This window comes from Fonticella tunisiensis, from assembly GCF_004364155.1.
In the GTDB taxonomy this organism is placed as follows: domain Bacteria; phylum Bacillota; class Clostridia; order Clostridiales; family Caloramatoraceae; genus Fonticella; species Fonticella tunisiensis.
In genome coordinates this window covers 1-26,351 of sequence record NZ_SOAZ01000023.1, presented here as the reverse complement: position 1 = coordinate 26,351, position 26,351 = coordinate 1, and the positions used below count along the sequence as shown (strand labels likewise).

At 38.2% G+C, this 26,351-nt stretch carries 22 protein-coding genes, 1 tRNA gene and 1 other annotated feature; of the genes, 3 read left to right on the top strand and 20 right to left on the bottom strand.

Annotation, left to right across the window (positions count from 1 at the left end; translation table 11 throughout):
- Positions 1–119: 119 nt before the first annotated feature.
- The gene (gene leuS, locus EDD71_RS11660) at positions 120–2,564 is read right to left on the bottom strand and encodes a leucine--tRNA ligase (protein ID WP_133628918.1); all 2,445 of its coding nucleotides are present in this window, start codon (positions 2,562–2,564) and stop codon (positions 120–122) included.
- 97 nt (positions 2,565–2,661) lie between these two features.
- Positions 2,662–2,898, bottom strand: a binding site (T-box leader).
- A 270-nt stretch (positions 2,899–3,168) separates the two neighbouring features.
- Between leuS and spoVB the strand changes: the two genes are divergently transcribed.
- Together spoVB and EDD71_RS11650 are read left to right on the top strand one after the other, a co-directional pair.
- Positions 3,169–4,692 (top strand): stage V sporulation protein B, encoded by a 1,524-nt coding sequence (gene spoVB, locus EDD71_RS11655; protein WP_133628917.1) that lies wholly within the window; start codon positions 3,169–3,171, stop codon positions 4,690–4,692.
- Between the two features lie 397 nt (positions 4,693–5,089).
- The gene (locus tag EDD71_RS11650; protein ID WP_133628916.1) at positions 5,090–5,689 is read left to right on the top strand and encodes a class D sortase; all 600 of its coding nucleotides are present in this window, start codon (positions 5,090–5,092) and stop codon (positions 5,687–5,689) included.
- A 20-nt stretch (positions 5,690–5,709) separates the two neighbouring features.
- On the opposite strand, the gene EDD71_RS11645 is transcribed toward EDD71_RS11650, so the two are convergent.
- From EDD71_RS11645 to ndk, 11 genes are all read right to left on the bottom strand, one after another.
- Entirely contained in the window at positions 5,710–9,654 is a 3,945-nt protein-coding gene (locus EDD71_RS11645; protein WP_166636469.1) for a 5'-nucleotidase C-terminal domain-containing protein, read from the bottom strand.
- 282 nt (positions 9,655–9,936) lie between these two features.
- Positions 9,937–10,437, bottom strand: a complete 501-nt coding sequence (locus EDD71_RS11640; protein ID WP_133628914.1) for a hypothetical protein — start codon at positions 10,435–10,437, stop codon at positions 9,937–9,939.
- A gap of 211 nt (positions 10,438–10,648) precedes the next feature.
- Complete coding sequence (locus tag EDD71_RS11635) at positions 10,649–11,539, bottom strand: RluA family pseudouridine synthase (protein ID WP_133628913.1); 891 nt, start codon at positions 11,537–11,539, stop codon at positions 10,649–10,651.
- A gap of 23 nt (positions 11,540–11,562) precedes the next feature.
- A complete protein-coding gene (locus EDD71_RS11630; RefSeq protein WP_133628912.1) occupies positions 11,563–12,549 on the bottom strand; it encodes a hypothetical protein in 987 nt (328 codons plus the stop codon).
- 180 nt (positions 12,550–12,729) lie between these two features.
- A complete protein-coding gene (locus EDD71_RS11625; protein ID WP_133628911.1) occupies positions 12,730–13,692 on the bottom strand; it encodes an RluA family pseudouridine synthase in 963 nt (320 codons plus the stop codon).
- Positions 13,693–14,029: 337 nt separating this feature from the next.
- A complete protein-coding gene (locus tag EDD71_RS16010) occupies positions 14,030–14,332 on the bottom strand; it encodes a HesB/IscA family protein (RefSeq protein WP_332925427.1) in 303 nt (100 codons plus the stop codon).
- Between the two features lie 303 nt (positions 14,333–14,635).
- Positions 14,636–15,394 (bottom strand): hypothetical protein, encoded by a 759-nt coding sequence (locus EDD71_RS11615; RefSeq protein ID WP_133628909.1) that lies wholly within the window; start codon positions 15,392–15,394, stop codon positions 14,636–14,638.
- A 303-nt stretch (positions 15,395–15,697) separates the two neighbouring features.
- Entirely contained in the window at positions 15,698–15,856 is a 159-nt protein-coding gene (locus tag EDD71_RS15405) for a hypothetical protein (RefSeq protein WP_166636467.1), read from the bottom strand.
- A gap of 441 nt (positions 15,857–16,297) precedes the next feature.
- On the bottom strand, positions 16,298–17,212 hold the full coding sequence (locus tag EDD71_RS11610) for a transposase (protein WP_133628908.1): 915 nt from the start codon (positions 17,210–17,212) through the stop codon (positions 16,298–16,300).
- A 302-nt stretch (positions 17,213–17,514) separates the two neighbouring features.
- Positions 17,515–17,590: transfer RNA gene (locus EDD71_RS11605), tRNA-Pro, on the bottom strand.
- Between the two features lie 121 nt (positions 17,591–17,711).
- Positions 17,712–18,116, bottom strand: coding sequence for a nucleoside-diphosphate kinase (ndk, locus tag EDD71_RS11600; RefSeq protein ID WP_133628907.1), 405 nt, complete (start codon positions 18,114–18,116; stop codon positions 17,712–17,714).
- A 73-nt stretch (positions 18,117–18,189) separates the two neighbouring features.
- Between ndk and EDD71_RS11595 the strand changes: the two genes are divergently transcribed.
- Positions 18,190–19,122, top strand: a complete 933-nt coding sequence (locus tag EDD71_RS11595; RefSeq protein WP_133628906.1) for a 3'-5' exoribonuclease YhaM family protein — start codon at positions 18,190–18,192, stop codon at positions 19,120–19,122.
- 18 nt (positions 19,123–19,140) lie between these two features.
- Here EDD71_RS11595 and EDD71_RS11590 read toward each other — a convergent pair whose 3' ends face one another.
- From EDD71_RS11590 to EDD71_RS11555, 8 genes are all read right to left on the bottom strand, one after another.
- On the bottom strand, positions 19,141–19,617 hold the full coding sequence (locus EDD71_RS11590; protein ID WP_133628905.1) for a hypothetical protein: 477 nt from the start codon (positions 19,615–19,617) through the stop codon (positions 19,141–19,143).
- Between the two features lie 44 nt (positions 19,618–19,661).
- Positions 19,662–20,939 carry an ArsB/NhaD family transporter gene (locus tag EDD71_RS11585; RefSeq protein ID WP_279233028.1) on the bottom strand — a complete coding sequence of 426 codons (1,278 nt, stop codon included), beginning with the start codon at positions 20,937–20,939 and terminating at the stop codon, positions 19,662–19,664.
- A 145-nt stretch (positions 20,940–21,084) separates the two neighbouring features.
- Positions 21,085–21,723 carry a V-type ATP synthase subunit D gene (locus EDD71_RS11580; protein WP_133628904.1) on the bottom strand — a complete coding sequence of 213 codons (639 nt, stop codon included), beginning with the start codon at positions 21,721–21,723 and terminating at the stop codon, positions 21,085–21,087.
- Between the two features lie 4 nt (positions 21,724–21,727).
- Positions 21,728–23,098, bottom strand: a complete 1,371-nt coding sequence (locus EDD71_RS11575) for a V-type ATP synthase subunit B (protein ID WP_133628903.1) — start codon at positions 23,096–23,098, stop codon at positions 21,728–21,730.
- Between the two features lie 5 nt (positions 23,099–23,103).
- Complete coding sequence (locus tag EDD71_RS11570) at positions 23,104–24,873, bottom strand: V-type ATP synthase subunit A (protein WP_133628902.1); 1,770 nt, start codon at positions 24,871–24,873, stop codon at positions 23,104–23,106.
- Positions 24,874–24,884: 11 nt separating this feature from the next.
- The gene (locus EDD71_RS11565) at positions 24,885–25,484 is read right to left on the bottom strand and encodes a V-type ATP synthase subunit E (RefSeq protein ID WP_133628901.1); all 600 of its coding nucleotides are present in this window, start codon (positions 25,482–25,484) and stop codon (positions 24,885–24,887) included.
- A 9-nt stretch (positions 25,485–25,493) separates the two neighbouring features.
- On the bottom strand, positions 25,494–25,802 hold the full coding sequence (locus EDD71_RS11560; RefSeq protein WP_133628900.1) for a V-type ATP synthase subunit F: 309 nt from the start codon (positions 25,800–25,802) through the stop codon (positions 25,494–25,496).
- 11 nt (positions 25,803–25,813) lie between these two features.
- On the bottom strand, positions 25,814–26,230 hold the full coding sequence (locus EDD71_RS11555; RefSeq protein ID WP_133628899.1) for an ATP synthase subunit C: 417 nt from the start codon (positions 26,228–26,230) through the stop codon (positions 25,814–25,816).
- Between the last annotated feature and the right edge of the window lie 121 nt (positions 26,231–26,351).

Sequence of the window (26,351 nt, the reverse complement as noted above, 5' to 3'; positions counted from 1 at the left end):
TCCTATTCCAGTGTATATTTATATAATTCTACGTTTTTATTAAATTCCTTCTTTTCCCAAAAATTTTATTAAAAAACTACGGCATGGGGATATCACATGCCGTAGTTTTTTCTCAACTATCATTTTACAACTATATTTACAAGCCTTCCTCTGATAACTATGATCTTCTTTATTTCCTTACCTTCTACATATTCCTTTATCTTCTCATCTTCAAGGGTAATTCTTTCAATTTCCTTATCCTCTGCGTTTGAAGGAACTTCTACCCTTCCTCTGAGTTTTCCGTTTATCTGAACTCCTATTTCGACAACATCCTTTACAAGTGCACTTTCGTCCCACTTTGGCCAGCTCTGGTTGAATATTGAGTACTCATAGCCCATCTTCTCCCACATTTCCTCTGTAAAGTGGGGTGCAAAGGGTGCCATAAGCCTTAGCATGTCGGCAACTACGTCCTCCATAAACTTAATGTTCTTAACTTTAACATCGTTATCGTATTTGTAAAGAGCGTTTACAAGCTCCATAAGCCTTGAAATAGATGTATTGAACTGGAACTTTTCAGCGTCCTCAGTAACGCTCTTTATTGTATAATGCCTTGTAAAGTTCAGCTCCTTTTCATCCCTGTCGATTTCATCCTTGCCCTGTGAGGTCCTTATTTCGCTAATCCTTTCAATAAGCCTTTCAATCCTTGAAAGGAACCTTGACACGGCTTTTATTCCATCGTCATTCCATGGTCCCCCTTCAGTATATGCAAATCCAAACATGAGGTATAGCCTGAATACGTCGGAACCATAGACGCTTATATAGTCATCTGGAGATACTACATTCCCCTTTGATTTGCTCATCTTATTTCCATCTGGCCCAAGGATGGTTCCCTGATGAATTAGGGACTTAAATGGTTCATCAAACTTCAAATACCCTAAATCCCTCAATGCCTTTGTAATAAACCTTGCGTAGAGAAGGTGCATCGCCGCATGTTCAGCACCTCCTATATACTTGTCAACGGGAAGCATCTTGTTTATCCACTCTGTATCAAAGGGTTTTTCACTATTCTTGTTGTCAGGATATCTTAAATAATACCAGGATGAACACACAAAGGTATCCAGCGTGTCAGGATCTCTAAGGGCTGGCCCTCCGCAATTTGGACAGGTTGTATGCATAAACTCCTCGCTCTTTTTAAGAGGCGATTCCCCATCCGGTGCAAATTCCACGTTGTATGGAAGCCTTACAGGAAGGTCTTCCTCAGGTACAGGAACAATTCCGCACTTCTCACAGTGAATTACAGGAATGGGCGCTCCCCAGTACCTTTGCCTTGATACAAGCCAATCTCTGAGCCTGTAGTTTACCTTAATCTCCGCCTTACCTTCCTCTTTAAGCCTTTCAACTATCTTTATCCTAGCATCCTCTGACTTCATTCCTGTAAACTCAGCGCTGTCTACAAGAACCCCGTATTCAGTATATGGAAGGACATCATCTTCTCCATTTGAAGATTTTACAACCCTTTTTATCGGGAGATTAAACTTGGAGGCAAATTCATAATCCCTTTCATCGTGGGCAGGAACTGCCATTACGCACCCTGTACCGTAGGTTGCAAGTACATAGTCGGCAATCCATATTGGAAGCCTTTCTCCTGTAAGGGGATGAACAGCATAGGCCCCTGTGAATACCCCAGTTTTTTCCTTTGTAGTTGAAAGCCTTTCTATTTCGCTCTGCTTCTTTGCAAACTCTTTGTATTCTTCCACATATTTTCTCTGTCCATCGGTAGTTATCTTATCAACAAGTTCATTTTCGGGTGCAAGAACAACATAGGTTACCCCATAAAGGGTATCCGCACGGGTTGTAAATACCCTGAAGGACAGATCCTTACCGTAAACCTTAAACTCGATTTCAGCCCCCTCTGATCTTCCTATCCAGTTTGTTTGTATTTTCTTCGTCTTTTCAGGCCAGTCAAGTTCGTCTATATTATTAAGGAGCTCTTCAGCATAATCTGTAATCTTCAGGAACCACTGGGTAAGGTTTTTCTTTGTAACCTCAGTTCCACATCTTTCACATCTTCCATCCTGAACCTGCTCGTTTGCAAGAACGGTGTTGCAGCTTGGGCACCAGTTTACAGGAGCTTCCTTCCTGTAGGCAAGGCCAGCCTTATATAGTTGAAGGAAGACCCACTGAGTCCATTTATAATATTCTGGAAGGCATGTTATGACTTCATAATCCCAATCAAACATGGCTCCCATTTCCCTTAGCTGCCTTTCCATGGTTTCGATGTTTTTCATAGTTGAATCCTGGGGGTGTATTCCTGTTTTAATGGCATAATTCTCTGCCGGAAGCCCAAAGGCATCAAACCCCATTGGCTGGAATACCTCATAGCCCTGCATCTTCTTCATCCTTGCCCATGAATCGCTTGGGCCGTAGTTATACCAGTGTCCTACGTGGAGCTTTGCACCCGATGGATAGGAAAACATTTCAAGTACGTAGAGTTTCTTATCCACGTTTTCGGGATTAAACTTATAAAGTTTTGTCTCTTCCCACTTTTTTTGCCATTTTCTATCTATATCCGGTGAGTATGGCATGACGATCACTCCTTTTTAATTTTTATTGTTAGTCAATTTAACTAATTGTGCCAATTGATATTTTAGCGTTGCAAAGCAAACAAAAAACTCCATCTCGTTAAGAGACGGAGCATAATCCGCGGTACCACTCTTGTTAGCCTGAAGGGTTCAGGCTCACCTCATTTCGATGGCTGACACCATCTATCCCTGTAACGCTGGAAGTGCGGCACACCCTACTTCAGTTTCAGGCTGCAGCTCATGGGTGAGTTCAAGGATTGAAAATTACCGATTCGCACCAGACACGGCTCTCTGAAAATCTTCAAATTCCTCTACTAGTCCCAATCAATGCTTTTTTTATTTTAGTTTATTTTACAATATTTATATTTTTTTGTCAACAACCTGTGACTTTTTATAGCCACCTTTTAACTCCCATATAATCTGAAATGGAAGTATCCTTTTTACTGAGTTAATGGTGAATGAAATATATTTTTCATCGCAGGGCCTTTTAAAATCAAAATTATCACAACAAGTTAAAGCATAGTACTGTTTGATGGGAGGATTTTTATATCATAGCAGCGTATATATTGCCATATTATTAAAAAGAGCACTATTTTGAAGGTGAGGTATGAAAAGCTCCTCTTTTTTTAAAAATACAGTATTCCTGACCTTATCAAATATAATAACGGGCACATTGTCATTCATATATTCAATAATACTGTCAAGGGAAATAGGGCCAAGTGGAATGGGGCTTTATCAGCTTGTTATGCCTCTTTATATCATGTTTCTATTCATAACCGGAGGAGGTACCACAGTTGCTGTTTCTAAGATCGCTGCAGAGAAAAAGGCTACAGGGAATTTCAAGGAGCTCTATAGAATAGTAAAGGTTACAGTTATATTCGAATTTTTCTGGTCGCTGCTTATAACATCCATTGTCGTTCTATGTGCAAATTATATTGCTTCAGGCTTTTTATCCGACGAAAGGACTTTCTACAGCATACTTGCATTTTGCCCGGCACTTATTATAATATCCATTTCATCCATATATAAGGGGACATTTTTTGGGCTTCAGAGGGTAGTTGCGCCTGCAATGATAGATATGATTGAAAAGTTTATAAGGGTGGCGGCTATGTTTGCACTGGTTGAGTACGCTAAGGAGTATGGTGTTGAATTTTCCTCTGCTGCGGCTGTTTTGGCCCTTTCCATAGGTGAACTTGGAAGCCTCATTCTGTTTTACATATGCTATAGAACCTACGTTTCAAAGCATCCTGGCTTTGGAAGATGTGATAACGACCTGCAGCTTATTTTCAATGTGCTAAAACTTGCAATTCCTCTGGCTATAAACGGTATAATGTCAACGGTTTTTGGAACCATTACGGCAGTCCTTATTCCTAAAAGGCTTCAGGCATCAGGCATTCCCTATGAAAAGGCCCTGGGACTCTTTGGAAGGCTTCAGGGCATGGCACTTTCCATCGTATTCTATCCAACCGTCGTTATAGGTGCATTAAATGTAATACTCATACCATCCATATCCGAGGCGGTAACCTTCAGAAAGGATAGAATTATAAACCACAGAATGAACGTAGCTGTTCGTGTTGCATCGCTAACCGCATTCTCCTCCACTGCAATTTTACTTTCCATGCCGGAAAGGATTGGGGAATTTTTCTTTAAGGATTCCTCCGTTGGAGAGCTTTTAAGGATACTTGCACCTGGAATACCTATTGCATATATTGGGATGATATCAGGTGCAATTTTAAACGGACTTGGAAAGCAGACAAAAATATTATTAAATTCAATCATTACTTCCATCGTAGATTTAATGCTCATATATATTTTCATCGGCATTCCTTCACTTAATATAAAGGGATATGCCGTAACCTTTATATGCACATCGCTTCTTGGCATTGTTTTAAACTACAGGGTTATTAAAAGCTCCTTTGAGTACACAATAGACCTTTATAACACAATGCTGCTTCCCCTATTTTGTTCGATCCTCATATACATAATAACCTTAAACTTCCTTAGCAGGCTCTCAAGCATTCCAACGATTATTCTGCTGTCCTATGGCTTTTTTATAGTGGTATACATGTTATTCTTTAAAATGTCAGGAGGAGGCAAAAAAGAGCTGACAAGGTTTACTCTCCGCTCATAGGCCGGAGAGTTTTTCTTTCCTTTTATTGACAATTGGCATAATTAAACATTATAATTTTATTATAAAAATTTCATAATTTAACTTGTTGTGCTACTCTGAAAAGTTCATTGGAATAAAAGTAGAAAGCATGTACAGACCGGCGCTGCGATAAAAAATATATTTCATTCACCAGCACGCTTAGCAAAGAAGTTCTAAGGCTCGGGATTTGAAAAATCAAGAACTTTCGTTAAACTCGCCTTGCTTAAGTCACGAAAGTTCTAGGATTTTTCTGCATCCCTTCGCCTAGAACTTCTAGTTGCCCGCTTGATGTGAATTTCATATATTTTTTATCTCCGCTTAGCCCATGAACTAGCACAACAAGTTAATTTAATGAAAATAACCTATATAAGGAGGTACTATGAAAAAAGCAGGGTATATTTTAATAGTTCTAGGCCTTGGAATACTTATATATGTTGGAATAAATCAATATTTTGTCTATAGGGAGCAGCGGGCCCTTATGAATACCATCAATCAGATAAGCCAAAATACAACTTCAAAGCAAATCACTCAAACTGAAGCAAAAGAAAGTAAAGGCCCAAGCAATGCAATAGGAATACTTGAAATACCATCTATAAACTTATCCGTAGCAATAGTTGAAGGAAGTACCCAGAAGGATTTAAAATATGCTGTAGGACACATAGAAGGCACAGGAGAGCTTGGAAAACCGGATCAGAACTTTGCCATTGCCGGGCATCGCTCCTATACCGCCGGCAGGTTTTTTAACAGGCTTGATAAAGTTAAGATTGGAGACATGATTTACATAAAGACCAAGGACAAGCTGTATACCTACAGGGTCTTTAAAACCGAGGTAGTTCTTCCTGAACAGGTTGAGGTTTTAGAGCCTCAGAAGGGTAAATCCCTTGTAACACTTATAACCTGCACACCTTTGTATAAGTCAACCCATCGATTAATCGTCTATTCTGAATTGACAAGTGAAGAAAACAACCCAGGAAATTGACTTCCCGGGTTGTTTTCTTATTATGCTGCTCTGTTTCTCTTCCTTCTATCGGCAACTACAAAGGCTGCTCCAAGAACCATTGAAGCTCCTCCAAGTCCCAATAGCCCTGTAATATCCACCACAGAACCCGTCTTTGGAAGCAATCCTGCCTGCACAAGGTCCTTGTCAGCTATAAAGTAGTCACTAAGGTGTGAAATCTGGAATGTAACATATCCGTTATCATCTACTGCAAGTGGCCCCGCAACCTTTTCGGCCTTCTTTGTTTCAGGATTGTAGTAGTAGACGAATATGTTCCTTGTATCCTTGCCATTTAACCAGTTTGCATCAAGCTTCACCTTAACAGTTGCCTTTGCACCTTCCTTGAGTCCAAGACTTCCGTCATGCTTGAAGGAGATTATAAGTGGTTCATAGCCCTTAACCTTTTCAAGTATAGCATCCTTGACTTCCTCATCTGGGACATCCAGTGAAAGGTCAAGGTCCATTGGGGTTGCTATGTCAAGACCATTGAATGTCCACTCTATTCCATCCCTCGTAAAGGTTATGGTCTTGTCCTGGCTCTTTATTGCTTCAAATACAGCCTTTGATACCACTGTATTGTTTGTAATATCAACCTTTATATTCGATTTAACCGGGGCCTTCTGTACTGCATCAACAACCTTTGAAGTATCGTTATCAACTGTTGGCGGCGTTACAACATCTGCAGGGTCTTTTCCTTCTATTAGATAATCTACATATGCTACTGACAGGTTTTTAACCTCCCTTAATTCGTTAACCATCGCATCCCTGATTGGAACTCCTGTATCAACCATGTTCTTTGCACCACTAAAGTCATATTTGTCTCCACCTGCTGCCATAAAATCGTTTGTTACTACTGTATAGTACTTTTCCATTTCTATCTTTGTTCCATCAAGAAGCCTCATGGATGTAATTCTTTGTCCTTCTGGTTTGGCTGGATCATAGTAAACCTTTACACCTGAGAACTGTACCCATCCAACTTCCTGATTGTTTATACCATGATCAATATTCTTTAAAATATCCGATCCTTTAAGTTCCATTTTCACGAGGGTATTATCAAAGGGCATAACTTCATAGAGTTTTCCCATGGTTATATTACCCTGTGGTATTGATGTTCTAATCCCTCCCCCGTTTGTTATAGCTATTTGAGTACCTGCTGCCTTTCTCATAACATCTGATACCCATTCGCCAAGGAGCGAAACGCCTGCCCACCTGTCGTGGCTTAATTCTTTATCCGTTGTTCCAATTACTTCATCAAGTATTGGCTTAAGTTCTATTTCATATTTATCATAAATCTCCTTTACGTCCGGGTCCTCAACTAAATCTGCCTTCTTGTATAAATCTGGATAAACGTTGGCTTTAGTAACAATTTTTCCTTCAACATTGTAGCCAACTGTTATCTTTACCAATGCTCTTCCGTTGTAGTATGCCTGCACAACGGGTATTCCATTAACATAGCCCGCTACAATTTGATGTGTATGTGCTGAAATAACAGCATCTACACCCTTAACGTTCCTGGCAAAGTCTGCTGCCTCACCAGTAATCTCCTTAGTCTTGCTATCCTGGAAGGCACCAAGATGAGTTAATGCAACAACGAAATCAACCTTTTCGGTTTCCTTTAAGTATTTTGCCCATTCATTAGCCGCATAAACAGGGTCCCTGAATTCCAGGTTCTTTACATTATCCGGCTTTGTTTTAAATTCCGTTTCAGGAGTTGCAATCCCTATAAATCCTATCCTGAGCCCATCCCTTTCTACAATTTTATAAGGTTTTGCCCACGTTACAGGTTCTTTAGTTGTCTTACTATAAATATTGGATGCAAGGAAATCAAAGTTCCCATCCTTGGCCCATTTAGCAATATAGTCAACTCCCCAATCGAACTCATGGTTGCCAACGGCTGAAGCTTCAATTCCAATTGACTTTAGAAACTCAGATACCGGTGCTCCGTAGGTTAAGTTTGACATAGCACTTCCCTGATACAGATCGCCTGCTGCTACTACGACGGTGTTTGGATTTTCCGCCTTAAACTTGTTTATTTCCCCTGCAAGCTTTGCGGCGCCTATATTCTTTCCATCTTCCTTTAATGAACCGTGGAAGTCATTGAAGGAAACTACATCAATTGCCCTGTCTGGAACATCTAAAACGTCATTCCATGTAATACTCTTAACATTTGGTGTTCTTCCATCTTCAGATGTTGGTATTGACAGCTTGCCTTCATTTATGAGCCTAACCGCCTTTGCCCTATGGTCTGCGTTCCAATCATTCCCTATAACCTTCCAGTTGTTATTAACAGTTGAAGTGATAACTCCGTTCTTTACATTCTTTATATAATCGGCTATTAACTCTCTTACTCCGCCTATATCCCCTCTAACGTCCTTTTCAAGGAGTTCAGGCATATTATCCTTCTCGTATATCACTCCCGGCGTTAAAAGCTGAGTGTTTGCCCTATAGTTATTAACTGCAAGTACAATTTCTTCATCGTCCCCTACAGGGGTTCCATCTGGCCATGTGAGATTTTTAATCCTGTTTCCTGGTTCCTGCGATATGTCAACGTCGTATTTTACTCCGTCAAACATATCATAATTATAACCCCTGATATTGGGATTAAAGGAAATGGTTAAATCCCCATCCTTATAAGTATTGTAATATGAAGCTGACCACTCCATATACTTCTTAAGCTGTGCCCCTGTTACCTTAACCTTATAGAGGGTATTATCATATTTGTAAATATTTGATACTCCTGCCTTTGTGATGTCGCCTTCCTTAATGTTTGCAGTTGTACTAAATGCTGCAGCTGCTGAAACCTTTGCTCCTGAATAATACATCTGAACTTCATTGATAAGGTCTATCATAGCAGTATCCTGAATCTGGGAAGTTGGAATGCCCTTTACCTCGTTCTCAGGTACTAAATCCCCACCTTCAAGCTTTCCTATTACTGTTCTGGCATCTGCTATTGCTCGTTCGTGGTATGGCAGAAGCTTTGCCTTTAAAGCTTCATCTTCAGGTTTGTCTTTAATCTCAATTAAGCTTGATTTAACATCATTTGTTCTATCAGCAATTGCATATTTTCCATTTTGATCCTTGGTAAGCTTTATTTCTATTTTCGATACATATGTACCGGCACTGCTTGGTTCAGTAATAACTACGTTGTTTACTCTTGTCTCAGCCACCCTGGAATGGGCATGGCCGGCAACTATTGCAGCAAATTCAGGTATTGCCTGTGCTATAACGTCTGCCCCGTCATCATTGCCGTACTCCTGTGTTGGACCAACGTGAATTACACCAATAAGAACATCTACTTGGTTCTTTATAGCGTCCACCGCTTTTCTGGCTTCTGCTACTGGACTAGTTACAGTATAACCTGCCAGATTAGCTGCATCCCACTTTGTAATGTTGGGATTTGTCATACCAACTATACCTACTTTTACTCCGCCTCTTTCAACTATTGTGTATGAAGCAGCTAATGGACTTCCATCTGGTTTATAGACATTGCCTCCAAGAACCTTTCCTCTGAACTGACTCATAACCTTTTCAAGCTTTGGAACTCCATAGTTAAATTCGTGATTTCCAAGAGTCCATGAATCATATCCCATTTCATTCATTGCAAGTATCATTGGGTGAATGTCATCGTTTAAGAATAGCTGCGATGAATTGTCCTGAATTGTGTCTCCGTTGTCAACGAGAATTGTGTTTGGATTCGCTTCCCTCATTTGTTTAACTACGGTTGCGATTTGAGTAAAACTTCCTGAAGTATTTGGTGAATCTGTCGCGTATTGATAGGGCATAAACCTACCGTGCAAGTCGCTTGTTGCAAGAATTTGAAGGTTTATTGTGCCGTCCCCATCAGCTGCCCATGCCCTGGTTGATATCCCCGGCGCAAATAGCGATACTACCATTACCAGGGCCACCAGAAGGCTAGTCCATTTTTTGAGTTTAAAGGACTTGAACAAAACATACTCCCCCTTTTCTTTTATTTTGCATGTTGTTAACATAATTTCCTAAAAACGTTAATCAACATGCTGCACTATAATTATAAATCATTCAGTCTTCATTGTAAATATTTAGCATTAAATATAAATATTTGTAAACATAACATCAAGTTTCTTTTAGTGAGTATCGATTAATGAAATATATTTTTTATCGCAGCATGTATAAAAGTCAAAACTATCATAACGCGTTCCTTAGGTTTTTCCTTTTAGAAGCTCATTTTCAATTGGTATAAGAACAATTCGTTAATTTTTAATCGGAGGATATGTCCTAACAAACTTATAAACCAGCCTGTTGATGCCATACTCATTAATAATATCAATAGCCTCTTTAAAATTTATATTTTCACCTTCCAAAGAGTCTATGCTTAAAGTTACAGCCGCCTCTTTACCATGTCCGTTATTTCTTATATGAATTTTGTAATCACCTATTTGCTCATTTTTGCATATATCCTCCTCTATACCCGTAAACAAAACTGCACTTAATTCCATAGATAGCTTTCCATATTCATTTTTCCTTCCTACAGCTGTATAAATAACGCTTCTTTCCTTATCGGTGAATTCCATGTTAAAGCTTGAAATTCCACCACCTGATTTACTTTCCATTATCTTTTTATCAAGTAAAATGTACTCATCCGATTCATTTATGCAACAGCCTATTGTCTCTTTTAGCTCTTCAAGGGCATTCATATTAATTCCTCCAAAATCAATAAATTTTTCTACACTGACATTTGCCGCATGTTTCATTAATATTTTTCATCAAAGATTAATGGATAAATATATTTTTTATCGTAAAGGGCAATTTTATGAATTTATGCAAAAAATAAAGAAGAATGAGTGCCAGCGGCCTTGGCCACTTTTTCTCAACGGGCAACTCATTCTTCCTGTGTATTTTTATTATATATGGAATTATCTTACTATTCAATAAAATATCCTCAACATATTTCACAAAATACACCTATTTTTCGATAAGTTCAATGAGCCTTTTCATGTCGTCAGGTATTTCTGCTTCAACTTCTATCTTCTCTCCACTTCTTATGCAATTAAACCTTAGCTTATAGGCATGAAGTGCCTGCCTTGAAATATAGCTGCTTTCCCTGCCATACAGGCTATCCCCTACTATTGGATGTCCAAGGTGGCTTAAGTGAACCCTTATTTGATGGGTTTTACCGGTTTCAAGCCTTATAAGAAGGCAGCTCATTTCATCCGATGATTTTAAAACCTTATAGTGGGTTATAGCCCTCTGGCCTCCCTCCATAACCATCCTTTTAATCGAATCCATGGAAGGCCTGTCTATTGGTAGATCTATTGTTCCCTCTCCCTCCATTCTCCCTTCAACCACGGTTATATAATACTTATCGATTTCATTTCCTTCCATTTTCTTCGCCATGGCCTGATGGGCAAACTGGCTTTTTGCTATAGTTACAAGCCCCGTAGTATCCCTGTCGAGCCTGCTCACCAGCCTTACTATGCAGTTCTGACCAGTATTTTTAAAATAGTTCATTACCGCATTTGCAAGGGTTCCCGATGGATAGCTTTTAGTTGGGTGGACAACCATAAAAGGCGGTTTGTTTACTATAAGTAGATCCTGATCTTCATAAACCACATCAACTGGTATATCTTCGGGTTCTATATTCTGGGTATCTCCGGTATCCAGATGGACTTCCAATATATCTCCTTGCTTTAATACGTCCTTTCCCCTTGCAGGATGTCCATTTAGAGTAACAAATCCACCTGAAAGAAGCTTTCTTGTCAGCCTTGACGACATTTTAAGCTCAAACTTTAAATAGTTGATAACCCTTTTATCATCATGTTCTCCGGTGATCTCAACCTTTAATTTGTTTTCCATAGCCTTCTCCTCTGTCTATAAATTCAATCAACAATCAGTTTTCCCTTTGCTATTTGCTCAGCAATTTTAATTATTTCATCTGAAACAGCTTCATCCCCCGTAAGCACAATATGAACATTCTCCTGGTTCCAGAGTATGGATACCTTTTCGTCATCCAGCGAAAATTCGCAGGGAATATTACCAAGCCTTCCATTTTTTCTTATATCCTCTGCCCCTTTTCTTTCACCCAGGTATATTCTGTATCCATCTTTAAAATAAATACAGTAAAAAGACGGGTTGCCTACTGGAGGTATTACTGCAACTTCGGAAATTAAAAATCCCTCAGGTGTATCTGAAGGTACAAAAAGCCTGAAGTTTATATGCTTTTGTGCTTCCTGGATGGACTTAACGTATTTAGGAAGTACCCCATCATTAACAACTTCCACATTTGGGAGCGATGATTCATCGAATATTTCAGGATTTATTGGTTCATTTATCTTCATATAGGTAAATAAAGTCTTAGAAACTACGGAATTGTTTATAAAATACTCCTCCTTGACGGGGAGCGTAGTCTTATTTATATCAGCAATCCACAATTTATGCATATAGCTTTTTCCATCAACCTTCCATTTAACTCCTATGACTTTACATCTTCTATTTTCAATTTCCTCATATCCAAAAAATTCGTAACCGCCGCTGTCAAATATCTTAGACATCCTTTCTTCAATCTCTGTTATATAAGGTCTATCCGGTGGAAAGCATTCTTTTACTTTGATCTTATTATTAACGCTATTATAGTAGATGTATTTATCATTGTTATATATTTCCACTATTTTATTGTTTACATTTGACTCTATTCTAAGCTTATCCGGATACACATAGGAGATAATGTTATTTAAAATCTGCTTTCCATCTCCCGGCCCATAGGATTCCTTTACCTCCTGATATTGAATTGAAGTAATGTTTTTAAAGCTATATTCTCCGGGCTTAATGGTTTTTCTTATACTGTCATTTTTATACACCCAATACATGTATAATACCAGGGAGAGCAATATAAAAATTAAAACTGCTATAATAATATCTTTAAATTTATGTTTATTTATTTTACTCTCCACAATACCATCTCTCATAACTTACTTATTTATATATATATTGATGTAAATTATATTTCATTCTGTATAAATAGCAAGCTGGAGAAATCTTTGGATCGTCTATATCCTGAATAAATCATGTTTTATCTTCTTAAACATGCCCGGGAGGGACATTGTAATAGTCCTGCCTTCAAGATATGAAAGGCCTTTAGGGCAGTTTCTAAATACAACTTTATAGGCAACAAGCATTTGATTGTTCAGTCCATATTTGTTTGTAAAAAAACTGTTCACCTTCCTGTCTCCGTATTTAGGATCTCCAATTATTGGATTTCCCATAGAGGCGAGATGGGCCCTTATTTGATGGCTCCTTCCAGTTATAAGCTCTATGTCAATATGGGAAAACTGGCCTACAGTATCTATGTTTATAACCCTTGTAACTATTTCCTTGCTGTTTTTAACCTTTTTATCGTGTATTGTAACCTTGTTGGTTTTCTTGTCCTTTGTAATATATGCGGTATACGTACCATCTTTAATCTTACCCCTGACAATGGCGGTATAATATTTTCCCAAATTTCCATTCCTTATAAGTTCATTTACTCCCTTTAAAGCGTCATAGTTTTTAGCAAACAAAACTATGCCCTGTGTGTTTCTGTCAAGCCTGTTACATGGTGACGGTGAAAAGGTCCTTTCTTCATCGGGGTTATACTCTCCCTTATCATAAAGGTATGAGAGCACTTGATGTGTTAGGGTTACTCCACCGCCCTCATCGGGATGAACAAGAACATCGACCGTTTTATTTACCGCTAGTATGTTTTCATCCTCATAAACTACATCGAAATTATAATCCACTCCAAGGAAATCAAGTTTTTTTTCCTTCCTTGCTTCATCTATATCTATGTAAAAATTTATTACATCTCCCTCGCTCAAAAAGTAATTTTCATTGACTTTCTTTCCATTTACCGTAATAGCCTTGGTCCTTATGGATTTATATATGGCTCCCAGGGACATATTTTTCAAATATTTCTTTAAAAACTTATCAAACCTCTGGCCTGCTTCGTTGGCTGTTATGGTTATCTCCTTCACAAACTGCACCTCCACTTATTAGCTTTCCAAAAGCCCACAATTTATATTAACTTTATTGTTTATTTCAGTCAACTAATAATAAGCTGTATAATATAGTTTAAATATTTTGCATGGATTTTCATAATTCATCACAAGAAATTAAACTGGAATGAAAACTTAAAAAAATATATGATATGAACGTATCGGAAGACAATTAGAGTTTTCAAAAAAAGAGGTGGTTAAAAAGTCTTAATGCAATCCGTTTTTTACCGTAGGGAGTTTAACGAATTTGCACAGCTTGTTAACCACCTCGAGCCTTGGAACTTCTTTGAAAGTTTAGCAGCAAATGGGTATATTTTTATCTGCAGGATCCTCCCGTGCTGTAGAGCTGCTCAACTGAAAACCTCTTACCAAATATTGAATTTCTAAAATCTATTACAAATCCCCGTGTATACAATGAATTTTCTTTATTAAACAAAACCTTTATTCCTTCAACCTCATATACGTTATCGGTTTCCTTTGGCTCATCCAGAGCCATGCCAAACGATGGTCCACCTCAGCCAATACCTGCTGTATATACTCTAACTGCAAGGCTTCCCCCTTTGTCTGCAATCATTTTCTTTAGCTCCTCGGCAGCAGCTGGTGTCACTCTAACTTCCATTTATATTCCTCCTTTTAACTTTTCATAATACTGTTTAATTTAGTCAGTTAAGCGATTAATTACCCCCCATGGGTATATTATAGTATATTATATTGCTTTAAACAATATAATGTTACAATGTTCTTTTATTATTTTTTCAATGACGCTCTTTTAATTCTGCCATAATAATGAAAATAAAAAGAGCATACCATAATGCAATGGTACACCCTTTTCCAAAGCGGAGTAAGTTTACTTATATTTTAATATATTTTAAAATTTTATTATACTATTTTTAAAAGTCAAAATTAGACATTTTTCTCAGTTTTAATGTCGTATCGATGCCCCCCTATAGTCCCCTTCCTTAATAACTTGGTTTAACTCATTCTCAATCTCAGCAGCTATCTTGTCATAATGTATTTTTTTAATCTCGTCAGACCTCTTATAACCATACCTCTCCATAACTTTCTTTATGAGATCTACATTTCCATTACTAATGGCATAGAGCCTTTTAGCCTGTGCCCTAGTTATAGTTTCTTCATCCTCAATGTCTTCAGCCTCGCTTTTATCTTCTTCTACTGAGGCTATATCAATATCTTCAAGATCCTGGGTAAAAACATCGCTAAGGCTTGCTACTGTTAATGTTGCATCAACAAGTGCCCTCTTCTTTGCCATTTTAAGGCACGTATTTGCAAGAGTATAGGGGTCATGATATCTATACTTTTTCTCCCTCGTATTGCAGTGTCCTACTCCTTCCGTTATAAGCTGCTGTCCCCTGTAGAGCTTTGCCCTTATTGTAAAGGCGAAAAAGCCTTTCTCATAGTCATGAACCCTTTCAATAAGCTCATATTCGCTGGTAAGGCCCAGGAGCATCAGTATCTTTTCTGCCCCGGGTTTTAAAAGGGTTGGTTTATTGCTCCCGGGTATTATTCCATAATCATGATTTTGTTTTAAGTTCTTTTGAACCAGGGCCTGGAACTGCTGGATTTTAGACATGGTATCCTGTACTACCTGTATATTTACATTTTCAATTATAGATATATTATCATCTCCTGGGGCTGTTGACTGAATATTTCTTTCTTCCATAGCTGTTCCTCCTATCTGTTTCCGTAATCGGCTGCTTATATATATTTTGCTACCATATACTTAAAGTAGTAGTATTTTTTACTGGTGATATATGAAACTTTTGTATGAAGTTTATTATACTGCTTGTCCTAAAATAATCCATTTCATTATATCATGTATTTGCCTGTAAATTTGATTCTCGCTCACACTCCAATAAAATCAATACTTATTTTCTGAATTAATACTATTTTCAAAGCATTCCTGTGGATTCTGCAAGAGGCTTGTTTTGTTTCTTATTCAATAAGGCTTTTTAATCATATAATATTATGAATCACTATCTTTTACAACATTAACTAAAGGTCTTTTCTTAGCCTCATTCTCTTTCTCCAAAAGCTCTCCACCACAATCATCACATCTTTGATCCTTTGAAGTATTAGCTGTATACCACTCCTTGCCGCAGGATAAACATACAAGTCTTATCATATAAAACACCTGCCAAATCTTTTTTGTTAATATATTATTCTGAATCTGGAAATATTACTTAGTTACTTGGGTACTTGGGGACGGTTAATAATAATATTGGAAATATATTTCTTTCTATTCTGCTTGGAGATGATCAATAATAACCCTGCAAATACGTTTTTTCCATTCTAAAGTCAATTTTAGATAAATAGGTCTCACATTCACCCCTTGATATGGTTTATTTATTGGATATACTTAGGGACGGTTAATAACAACGCTGCAAATGCATTTCTTCATTTTAGTTAATTTCTGGGTAAATAAATCCCTCATTTAACTCTGGATATGTTCTATGGAGCATAATCTACTTTTTAATGCTAAATATTGTTATAGCCTGTCCATCTTTCATCCATAATTTAAAAAGCTTCCCTGCTTACTTTTTTAAAATTTTGTCTTGTTTAATATCTATACAGCATAAACCTTTATAAATTCCCTTATAAAACCCCTAAACCTTTCATCCTCGTCGATAAGCTTTAATCCAGTGCTGCTGAGCTTCGATACCCTGGCATTTGTTATGTTGCCAAGAACCCTGCATATATCGCTGCATTTGAAGTTGCAAAGGCTTCTCATCAAAAGAACGAATAGAGCCTTTGCCTCAACAACATCTCTGGCGTTTTTAGTATAAAGCTTTATCTCCTTTAAATTCATTTTCATTGATACATATTCGGCTATTTCCTCGGGCCTCATATCTCTAACAAGTATCCTTCTGTAACTTCTGTATTCTGTTCCCTCATTTAAAAACTCCATCTCTTCCCTGAAATTCTTGTCATCGCATTTAAAAACAAGCTCTACATAGTTCTTCCTTGCAGATTGGGCATTATTTCCAAACAACCCCATTATAAACCCATCATCAACAAGTTCGTAGGGGTCATGCCTTAATCCAAGATATATTGAAAGGCTTGAAAACTCATATTTCTCAGGTTCTTTTTCATATCCTTCTATATCCGTTGGGTTGTTGTGAACATAGGCAGATAGGGCAAGAAGGTATCTTTCATCCTTAACCATCTTACTCTTAAACCTGTCCTGAAAAAGATGCCCATGCCTTTTATGCCTCCTGTTGAAATACTGTGCATAGGAGAAGTTTATGCTGTGCATTATCCTCGATATGTCTGAACCATTGGCATCTATGATAAGGTGAAGATGGTTATCCATAAGGCAGTAACCATATACTCTAAATTGATAGGTCTTTTGATATTTTTTCACAAGGGAAAGATACTTTAGCTTATCCTCATCGTCTTTAAAAAGGTCAACTTCACTTATGCTTTTACACATGATATGATAAATACCCTCTGGAGCTTTTTGCCTTGCAACTCTCGGCATGAAAAATCACCTCAAACTAAAGTTTTTCTTTTGATTATTGCCTTTAGATTGAGGTGATATTCACTATTTATAGAAATTATATCCGTATACTACCTGGAATTATTAACTGTCCCTGGAATTGGATTTGTTAACTGTTCCTAGAATTGTTAGAGAACACTGCCTAAAATTATTAACTGTCCCTAGGATCTGGGACTGGTACTGCCTTAATTTGTTAACTGTCCCTGGAGCTGGTACCTGATTTTGTTAACCGTCCCTTGGAGCAGAAAAAAAGCCTTGGAAAGTATTTTTCCAAGGCTTTTGATTGGTCTGGGTGACTGGACTTGAACCAGCGACCTCCAGAACCCCATTCTGGCGCGCTACCATCTGCGCCACACCCAGATATGCTATTGATTTGAACACATTTATATTATACTCCTTTTTTATATTTTTTCAATAGCAAATTATGAATTTACATCCTAATTATTATAAAAATAACTTTTCTCTAGGCTGGCACGTCGAGTTAACCCTCTGGAAACCACAGTCCAATCTCTCTTTTGGCTGCCTCTTCACAATCCGATGCATGAACAAGGTTTTGAGTTTCATCACATGCAAAATCTCCTCTTATTGTTCCTGGAAGAGCATCATAATATTTAGTAGCTCCATTTATCAGCCTTACACATTTTATGGCATTTGAACCTTCAACGATGCAAGCAACAACCATACCCGATGTCAGATATTCAATAAGATCATTAAAGAAGGGCTTCCCCCTATGCTCAGCATAGTGTTCCTCCACCAGCTCTCTAGATGGATGCATGGATTTTATAGAGACTATTTTTAGCCCCTTCATTTCGTATCTTCTAATTATCTCGCCTATCAAATTTCTTCTTACTCCATCGGGTTTTATAAGTATCAACGTTCTTTCCATAGCAATACCTCCTTATTGTTTCATTATGTACATTTTTTCATTGAATTATGTATAATATTATTGAGGTGATTTTATGCTGAATTTAACTGCTAACGATAAACTTGAGGGCCAGCCAGTGTTTATAAGACAAATACTCAAAAAAATGGGTCAAAATAACAAGGAATATTATCATCTGGAAGTCAGTTCCGGAGTTAAAAACTATGATGCTAAAATATGGTATAATAAACTTTCTATTGCCAGGGAAATAACCCCGGGCTGTATCGCATACATCTGGGGCACTGCAAGGGAGTTTAAGGGAACTATTCAAATTCACATAGATAACATAGAACCTGTTACAAACCCTGCAAAGGAACTTCTCGAAGAGCTTCTTCCTTCAAGCAGCCTTGAGGAAATGAAGCTCTCTGATGAGATAGACTTGATAATTGAAAGTATAAATACCCCTGAGATAAAATCTCTTCTAAAATACATATTTAAAAGCCCCGAAATTAAAAACGGTTTCTTTAAAAAGGCTGCGGGAGCGGAAATACACCATGCATACGTTGGAGGGCTTGCGGAGCACACATTGGAGGTTGCAAAAACGGTCATACACTTCTGCAGCCTGTTTAAGTATATAAACTATGATATAGCTGTAGCCGCTGCCCTTCTTCATGACATCGGCAAGGTAAGGGAACTTTCAGATTTTCCCGAGAACAGATATACAACGGATGGACGGCTCCTCGGCCACATATACATGGGAACCGAAATTTTAAACAGTGCTGCATCACAGATAGACAATTTCCCTAAAAAAATACTTGTCGAGCTTCAGCACTGTATACTTTCACATCATGGTACCCAGGAGGCTGGCTCCCCCGTGCTTCCAATGACAATTGAGGCAACTGCACTACACCATGCTGATAAGGCCAGCGCTGAAATCAACGGTTTTAATCTTGCCATTCAGAGGGATTGTGGAACTGATGAATGGACTGAATACAACAGCATTTATAAGAGGTATATTAAGAAAAGATAAGGATGGTTTTTGCCATCCTTATAAACTTTCCGGCTCCTTTTCAAAATAGATACGTGGGCTATTTTGTGCACATTTTAAGATCTTCTCCCTTATGCCATCTATTTGAGTCTTTAATTCCTCCAGTTCCTCCAGACTTACATTATAGTATAGAAATAAATCCTCAAGGTTTCTTGCTGCTTCAATGGCACTCCTGTTTATATCTAAAAACTTCTGGAAATTACCGCTTTTAATTGCATTTTTAAACTGTTCATAATCAATTTTGATGGAGTTTACTACATCGCTTACATTTTCAAATACTCCTGCATTCATGGGATAGGGCTTTATTCGTTGGAGAAAATATTTTTGTTTTGCGTTAATATTATACGTATAGCTTATCTCAACACCCTGAACAATAAACTTTACATAACATTGCAGGCCATGAAAGGATATAACGTCCGCTCCGAGCTGCCTTAGCATCATTTCATCCATAGCTCCCTTTACCAGTATCCTTTGCATACTGATCGCCCCTTTATATTACTATTATTTTCCATTATACACCTTTATATTAGATAAAACAACAACAAATAAACAGTGGAAATTACAATTGAAACAATCATCATTGGAAATCCTATTCTTGTAAATTCTCTAAAGCTTATCTTTTGTCCTTCCTTTTCAAGTATTCCGGCCACAACAACGTTAGCAGATGCACCTATAAGAGTTCCATTTCCTCCAAGGCATGCCCCAAGTGAAAGCGCCCACCACAGCGGCATTATGTCCATTCCAGACATTTGCCCCATGGCTTTTATAAGTGGAATCATTGTTGCAACAAAGGGTATATTATCAAGGAACGCTGATAGAATGGCAGAAACCCAGAGTATTATAAGGCCTGTTATCATAAGATTTCCTTGAGTAACGCTCATAATAAGCTTTGCAATTTGCGATATAACTCCAACTTCTTCCAGAGTTCCAACTATTATAAACAGGGCGATAAAGAAGAATATGGTTGGCCACTCTATTTCAAGGAGAATTTCTTCAACATCTACCCTGCCTATAAAGAGCAGAAGAGTTGCTCCCCCAATTGCAACGATTGAAGATTCATAACCAAGCTTCTCATGAAGGAAAAATCCAAGTATAACAAGCCCCAGAACCGAAAGGGATTTGATTAAAAGGGGCTTGTCTACTATGGCGCTCCTATCATCAAGAGTCATAATATTGTCCTTAAGTTCTTCGTTTACTGTAAGTTCCTTTCTGTAAACAAAGCTTAAAAGAAACGTGATAACAACTAGGATTAGCATTACAATTGGCGAAAGATTTTTAATAAAATCCATAAATCCTAGTCCAGCTTCACTTCCTATCATGATATTTGGTGGATCCCCTATTAATGTTGCGGTACCTCCAATATTTGAAGCAATCACCTCGGTCATCATAAAAGGGATTGGATTTATCTTAAGCATCCTGGCAATAACCAGCGTAACGGGAGCCATAAGAAGAACTGTCGTTACATTATCTAAAAAAGCAGATATCATACCTGTTATTATTCCGAAAACTATAATGAGTTTAAAGGGATCTCCCTTTACAATTTTCGCCGACTTTATTGCGAGATATTGAAACAGTCCAGTTCTTTTTGTAATAGCTACGATAATCATCATCCCAATAAGCACACCAATGGTGGTATAATCTATGAAACTCACTGCTTTCCCTTGATCGATTATCTTCGCAATCAGAAGAACTGCTGCTCCTAATAGTGCCGCAACGGTTCTGTTTACTTTTTCACTTATAATCATACCAAAGGTAATTAAAAAAACTGCAATTACTACAATTTCATATAAATTTTTCACCGTCTATCCCCCTCCAAAATTGCGTTAATGTTTTGTTAATTTTCTCTTTATAATATCATAAATATTTCAATTTAGAAATCAATCCAATATATCAAAATAATCGAATTATTGTAAATTTTTTTCACTATTTAAAGGGTAAGTAAATTTACTTACCCTTTAACGCTTTCTTTCTTATTCTCTTCTTTTTAACCACCTTGAGCCTAAAAAAATCCTCCCTTTCCTTCTCTTCAAGAACATCCTGAATGTATTTTACTATTTCTTTATACTTGGGTATTTGTATATTTTCAAGGGCATTTGCCCTCTTTTGAGTTTTCTTTATCTCAATTGCAAGCTTATATACGGAGTTTTCAACCTCAGCTAGCTCTACAACAAGATATTTGATCTCCCAAAAACTCCTAAAGGCCAAATCAACTGAGGCATTGGTTTGATAGAAGCTGTACATTGGAGCTGCCTCATGCTTTTCGTAGACTATGGTTGGTATTTCAACCCCCATTACGCTTTTAGTAAGTATGTGAAAATCTCCATTCTCTGGAACTGAGGATGCAATATCCTCCACACTTGCAATTCCCATAGTAAGGTTGGCCATTTTAAGGGCATCATATGCTTTCTTAAAGGTTATGTTGATTCTCTCCTGTATGTCCTTTGCCCTGTCCAGAAGCCCCATCATCTCTCTTATTAAAACATTTCTCTTTTGATCTAAAAGCTCATATCCTTTTTTTGAAAACTCAAGTGTAGCCTTTGCACTCATAAGGTTTGATTTGGTAGGGGCAATATTTGTATCCACCAAATCACCCCCTGTACCTCGCATCCATATACTTCGGGTCTATTCTATCCAGCTCGGACCTTGGAAGAATGGATAATATATCCCACGCAATATCAAGGGTTTCCCATATATTCCTGTTCTCCTCATAGTCCTGCCTTAAAAATCTATTTTCAAATGCCCTTCCAAACTCGAGATATTTTTTATCAATCTCTGAAAGTTCATCCTCACCTATTACCTGGGCGAGGGCAATTACATCCTGAACCCTTGAATAGGATGAGAAAATCTGGTTTGAAAGGGATGGGTGATCCTCCCTTGTAAAACCTTCACCAATGCCATCCTTCATAAGCCTTGAAAGAGATGGAAGTATGTTAATTGGAGGATAAATGTTCCTCTGAAATATCTCCCTGCTTAAAACTATCTGCCCCTCCGTAATATAGCCCGTAAGGTCAGGAATGGGATGGGTTATGTCATCGTTTGGCATTGTAAGGATTGGTATCTGTGTAATTGAGCCCTTTGACCCCTCCATCATTCCTGCCCTTTCATAAAGGCTTGAAAGATCAGAATATAAATACCCTGGATAGCCCTTTCTTCCAGGCACCTCCTCCCTTGCAGATGATATCTCCCTCAGGGCTTCGCAGTAGCTTGTCATGTCAGTCATTATAACAAGTATGTGCATATTTTCATTAAATGCAAGATACTCCGCAGCAGTTAGGGCACACCTTGGTGTTATTATTCTTTCAACCACAGGGTCGTCTGCAAGGTTTAAAAACATAACAACCCTTTCAAGGACCCCTGACTCCTCAAATGCTCTAAGGAAATAATGGGCATCGTCGTGCTTAAGTCCCATAGCTGCAAAGACTATTCCAAAATCGCTATTTTCATTATCAAATATCCTTGCCTGCCTTACTATCTGTGCTGCCATCTGGTTGTGGGGAAGGCCGTTTCCTGAAAATATAGGAAGCTTTTGCCCCCTAATCAGCGTCATAAGTCCATCTATAGCAGATATTCCTGTCTGAATGTAGTTTCTGGGGTACCTTCTTGCAACGGGATTTATCGGTCTTCCATTTACATCCATTTTCTCCCCCCAGAATATATCACCTCCACCATCCCTTGGTTCACCTGTACCATTAAAAACCCTGCCCAGTATATCCTTTGAGAGGTTTATCTCAAGGGGCTTTCCAGTAAACTTTACTGATACATCCTTAACCGACATGCCTGATGTGGATTCAAACACCTGAACAACTGCCATATCCTTATAAAGCTGAACCACCTTGCCGCGCTTCATTCCCTGAATGGTTCTTATTTCAACAATTTCATCATAGGAAGCCCCTGAAACGCCTGAAACAATTATTAGAGGACCCTCTATCCTTTCAAGATGAGTGTACTCCTTTATCATATACATCACCCTTTATATTCATTCATTAAGCCTTTAAAATAGTCATCTATCTTCTTCTCAAGAATTTCAAATTCATCCTTATAATCGTTTGGAATCGTATATTTCATCTTCATCACATCGCTGAAGACATCGCTGTTTCTAATTTTAGATATAGGAATTCCTTTAGATACAGCCTTCTTCGAATACTCGTAGAGTATGTTTATGGCCCTCAGCATTCTGTACTGCTTATTTAAATTTACAAAGGTATCATCCTTATGGTATGCATTTTGCTGAAGAAAGCCTATCTTTATAACCCTTGCAATTTCAAGTACGATCCTCTGTTCATCAGGGAGGACATCCTCCCCGACAAGCTTTACAATCTCGAGAAGCTTACTCTCCTCCTGAAGAACCTTAAGCATTTCTCCCCTAAGAGCCATCATGTCCCTTGATACGTTTTTGCTGTACCACTTTTCTATTGACGCTATATAGCTGCTGTAACTTGAGAGCCAGTTTATGGCAGGATAATGCCTTGCATAGGCAAGCTTTTTATCAAGGCCAAGAAATGCTCCAACAAACCTTTTGGTGTTCTGTGTTACGGGCTCTGAAAAATCCCCTCCTGCGGGGGATACTGCACCAATTATTGTAACAGAGCCTTCCCGCCCTCCAAGGCTTCTTACATATCCCGCCCTTTCATAAAACTCTGCAAGCCTCGATGGAAGATATGCAGGATAGCCTTCCTCTGCAGGCATCTCCTCAAGACGCCCTGAAATTTCCCTGAGTGCCTCTGCCCACCTTGAGGTTGAATCAGCCATTACCGCAACGTGATATCCCATGTCTCTAAAGTATTCAGCGATGGTAATTCCTGTGTAAATAGAAGCCTCCCTGGCTGCAACGGGCATGTTGGATGTATTTGCAATAAGTATAGTCCTGTTCATAAGTGGAAGTCCTGAATTAGGGTCTACAAGCTTTGGAAAATCCTCAAGAACCTCCGTCATTTCATTTCCCCTCTCACCGCAGCCAATATAAACTATGATGTCAGCATCACTCCACTTTGCAAGCTGATGCTGAGTCATTGTTTTGCCCGTTCCAAAGCCTCCCGGGATTGCAGCTGTACCTCCCTTCGCCACAGGAAAGAAAGTATCTACCACCCTCTGTCCTGTTACAAGGGGTTTTTCAATGGGTATCCTCTCCTTTGAAGGCCTTGGGGTTCTAACTGGCCAATTGTGATACATCTTAAGGGAGTGAAGGATTTTACCATCATCCACCTCAAGCAGAACCTTTTCCATATCATACTTTCCACTTTTAACCACCGATACAACCCTTCCTGAAATACCAGGCGGAACGAGAAGATAGTGCTTTATAAGTGGTGTTTCCTGGACCATACCGAAGGCCTCTCCCTCTTTGATGTTATCTCCTTCTTTCACAATAATTTCAACATCCCATACTTTATTTAAATCTATAGATTCAAGCCCGATACCTTCCCTTATAAAGCCTCCTGACATTTTATGAATATAGCTTAATGGCCTTTGAATTCCATCAAATATATTTCCAATAATTCCAGGGCCAAGCTTTACGGATAGGGGCATTGAGGTTGAATATATGATATCCCCTATTTTAAGCCCTGTGGTTTCCTCATAAACCTGAACCGTCCCTGTATTACCATCCAGGGAAATCACCTCGCCTATAAGCTTTTTCTCCCCAACCGTAACCATTTCCCTCATCTTGAAGTTTTCCATATTATAAGCCTTGATTACCGGGCCGTTTATATATTCTATAATTCCCTGTCTTTCCTCCATATGAACACCACCTATTGAAGTATCTCAAAGAGCTTTCTGCCGATAAGTTCCCTTGCTTCATTAATTCGTCCTGAAAGGGACATGTCAAACTTTATGCTGATGGATTTATCAATAGCTTTAAAGCCACCTATAAGTTCATCATCTATAAAATAATTTATTGTTTTTCCATCAAAAGCTTCATCTATATTGTTTTTATATCTTTCAAAGTCTGATTTTGTAACATATATGTCTATGATACTTCCTTTAAGCTGGGGCTTTATCCTCTCTAAATCATCAAAAAACATTTCACTGTATTCAGGTATTTTGGTAAAATCCCCAGCATATTTTAGAAGGTCTTTCAAAGCTTTATCAAATATTGTCCTGTTTGCCTCCAGAGCTATCCTTTTCTCTTCTATTCTTGCCCTTGACAGGATTTTTGTCCTTTCCTTTTCAATTTCCCTTATGTTTTGAGACAGGATATTTTGGGCTTCATTTATAAACTCCTGCCTTTTTCTTTCTATTATATTTCCAAACTCCTCATTGAACTTTTCAACCATTCCTCTATTCTCTTTTTCAACCCTGTCATAAACTATCTTCGTAAAAAGCTTAAGCTTTTCCTCAATGGTAATCATATAACCACCTCAAACTTTAATACCGATGGAATCTCTTACATAATTCATAATATATTCACTATCCTTGATACTCCCATGCCTGTCAGGAATCTCTACTATAAGCGGCATAGGAAGCTTCTGTTTTATGAAGCTTATTCTGTCCCTCATGCTGACCCCAAGTTTTTCAGTAATAAGGATTATTCCAACATCCGGGCTGTTTAAAAGCTCCTCAAGCCTTTCCCTGGCATCATCTATGCTTGAAACCAAAATCCCCTTTATCCCTGCAAGCCTTAAGCCTGTTAAGGTGTCCCTGTTGTCGCTTAAAAGATACATCCTCATACTTTCACTTCCTATAGCCTTCCTAAAATCATAATGGATATGATAAGACCGTAGATTGCTATACCTTCTGCAAGCCCAACAAATATAAGAGTTTTACCAAGTATCTTAGGATCCTCAGATACGGCACCGAGGGCTGATGAACCTACGGCACCAACTGCATAACCTGAGCCTATTGCTGCAAGGCCTGTACTTAAACCTGCTGCAATAAATCCAAGGCCCGATGAGTTATCACTTCCTGCCGCATGTGCTACTTGAGGAATTGCAGTTATTATAAGGCCTGTAAGGACAGGTATAAAGGAATATACATTAAACCTTAAATCCTTTTTAATCTGCTCCTTTGATGAAATTTCTCTTCTATAAAGCTTTAAAACTCCCTTTGTGATTGTAAATACAACTATAAAAATCGCTAAAGTTAAAAACAAATACATTGTTATCCCCCCTAATTTATATTTATTAGTCTCTTGCAAAACCTTGAAAGGCTTAATTTTTAAGGCTCTGCATTCATCTATATGCAGGATATCCCCCAACATTTATCGAATTATATATGTA

Excerpts from the sequence above, each read along its gene's own strand:
- ndk (WP_133628907.1), bottom strand. The coding sequence starts at position 18,116 with ATGGAAAGAACGTTGATACTTATAAAACCCGATGGAGTAAGAAGAAAT.
- EDD71_RS11615 (WP_133628909.1), bottom strand. The coding sequence starts at position 15,394 with ATGGAAGAAAGAAATATTCAGTCAACAGCCCCAGGAGATGATAATATA.
- EDD71_RS11635 (WP_133628913.1), bottom strand. The coding sequence starts at position 11,539 with ATGGAAAACAAATTAAAGGTTGAGATCACCGGAGAACATGATGATAAA.
- EDD71_RS11610 (WP_133628908.1), bottom strand. The coding sequence starts at position 17,212 with ATGCCGAGAGTTGCAAGGCAAAAAGCTCCAGAGGGTATTTATCATATC.
- EDD71_RS11640 (WP_133628914.1), bottom strand. The coding sequence starts at position 10,437 with ATGAAACATGCGGCAAATGTCAGTGTAGAAAAATTTATTGATTTTGGA.
- EDD71_RS15405 (WP_166636467.1), bottom strand. The coding sequence starts at position 15,856 with ATGATAAGACTTGTATGTTTATCCTGCGGCAAGGAGTGGTATACAGCT.
- leuS (WP_133628918.1), bottom strand. The coding sequence starts at position 2,564 with ATGCCATACTCACCGGATATAGATAGAAAATGGCAAAAAAAGTGGGAA.
- EDD71_RS11650 (WP_133628916.1), top strand. The coding sequence starts at position 5,090 with ATGAAAAAAGCAGGGTATATTTTAATAGTTCTAGGCCTTGGAATACTT.
- EDD71_RS11590 (WP_133628905.1), bottom strand. The coding sequence starts at position 19,617 with ATGCAAAGGATACTGGTAAAGGGAGCTATGGATGAAATGATGCTAAGG.
- EDD71_RS11630 (WP_133628912.1), bottom strand. The coding sequence starts at position 12,549 with ATGTATTGGGTGTATAAAAATGACAGTATAAGAAAAACCATTAAGCCC.
- EDD71_RS11565 (WP_133628901.1), bottom strand. The coding sequence starts at position 25,484 with ATGATTACCATTGAGGAAAAGCTTAAGCTTTTTACGAAGATAGTTTAT.
- spoVB (WP_133628917.1), top strand. The coding sequence starts at position 3,169 with ATGAAAAGCTCCTCTTTTTTTAAAAATACAGTATTCCTGACCTTATCA.
- EDD71_RS11570 (WP_133628902.1), bottom strand. The coding sequence starts at position 24,873 with ATGGAGGAAAGACAGGGAATTATAGAATATATAAACGGCCCGGTAATC.
- EDD71_RS11560 (WP_133628900.1), bottom strand. The coding sequence starts at position 25,802 with ATGAGGATGTATCTTTTAAGCGACAACAGGGACACCTTAACAGGCTTA.
- EDD71_RS11575 (WP_133628903.1), bottom strand. The coding sequence starts at position 23,098 with ATGATAAAGGAGTACACTCATCTTGAAAGGATAGAGGGTCCTCTAATA.
- EDD71_RS11555 (WP_133628899.1), bottom strand. The coding sequence starts at position 26,230 with ATGTATTTGTTTTTAACTTTAGCGATTTTTATAGTTGTATTTACAATC.
- EDD71_RS11595 (WP_133628906.1), top strand. The coding sequence starts at position 18,190 with ATGCTGAATTTAACTGCTAACGATAAACTTGAGGGCCAGCCAGTGTTT.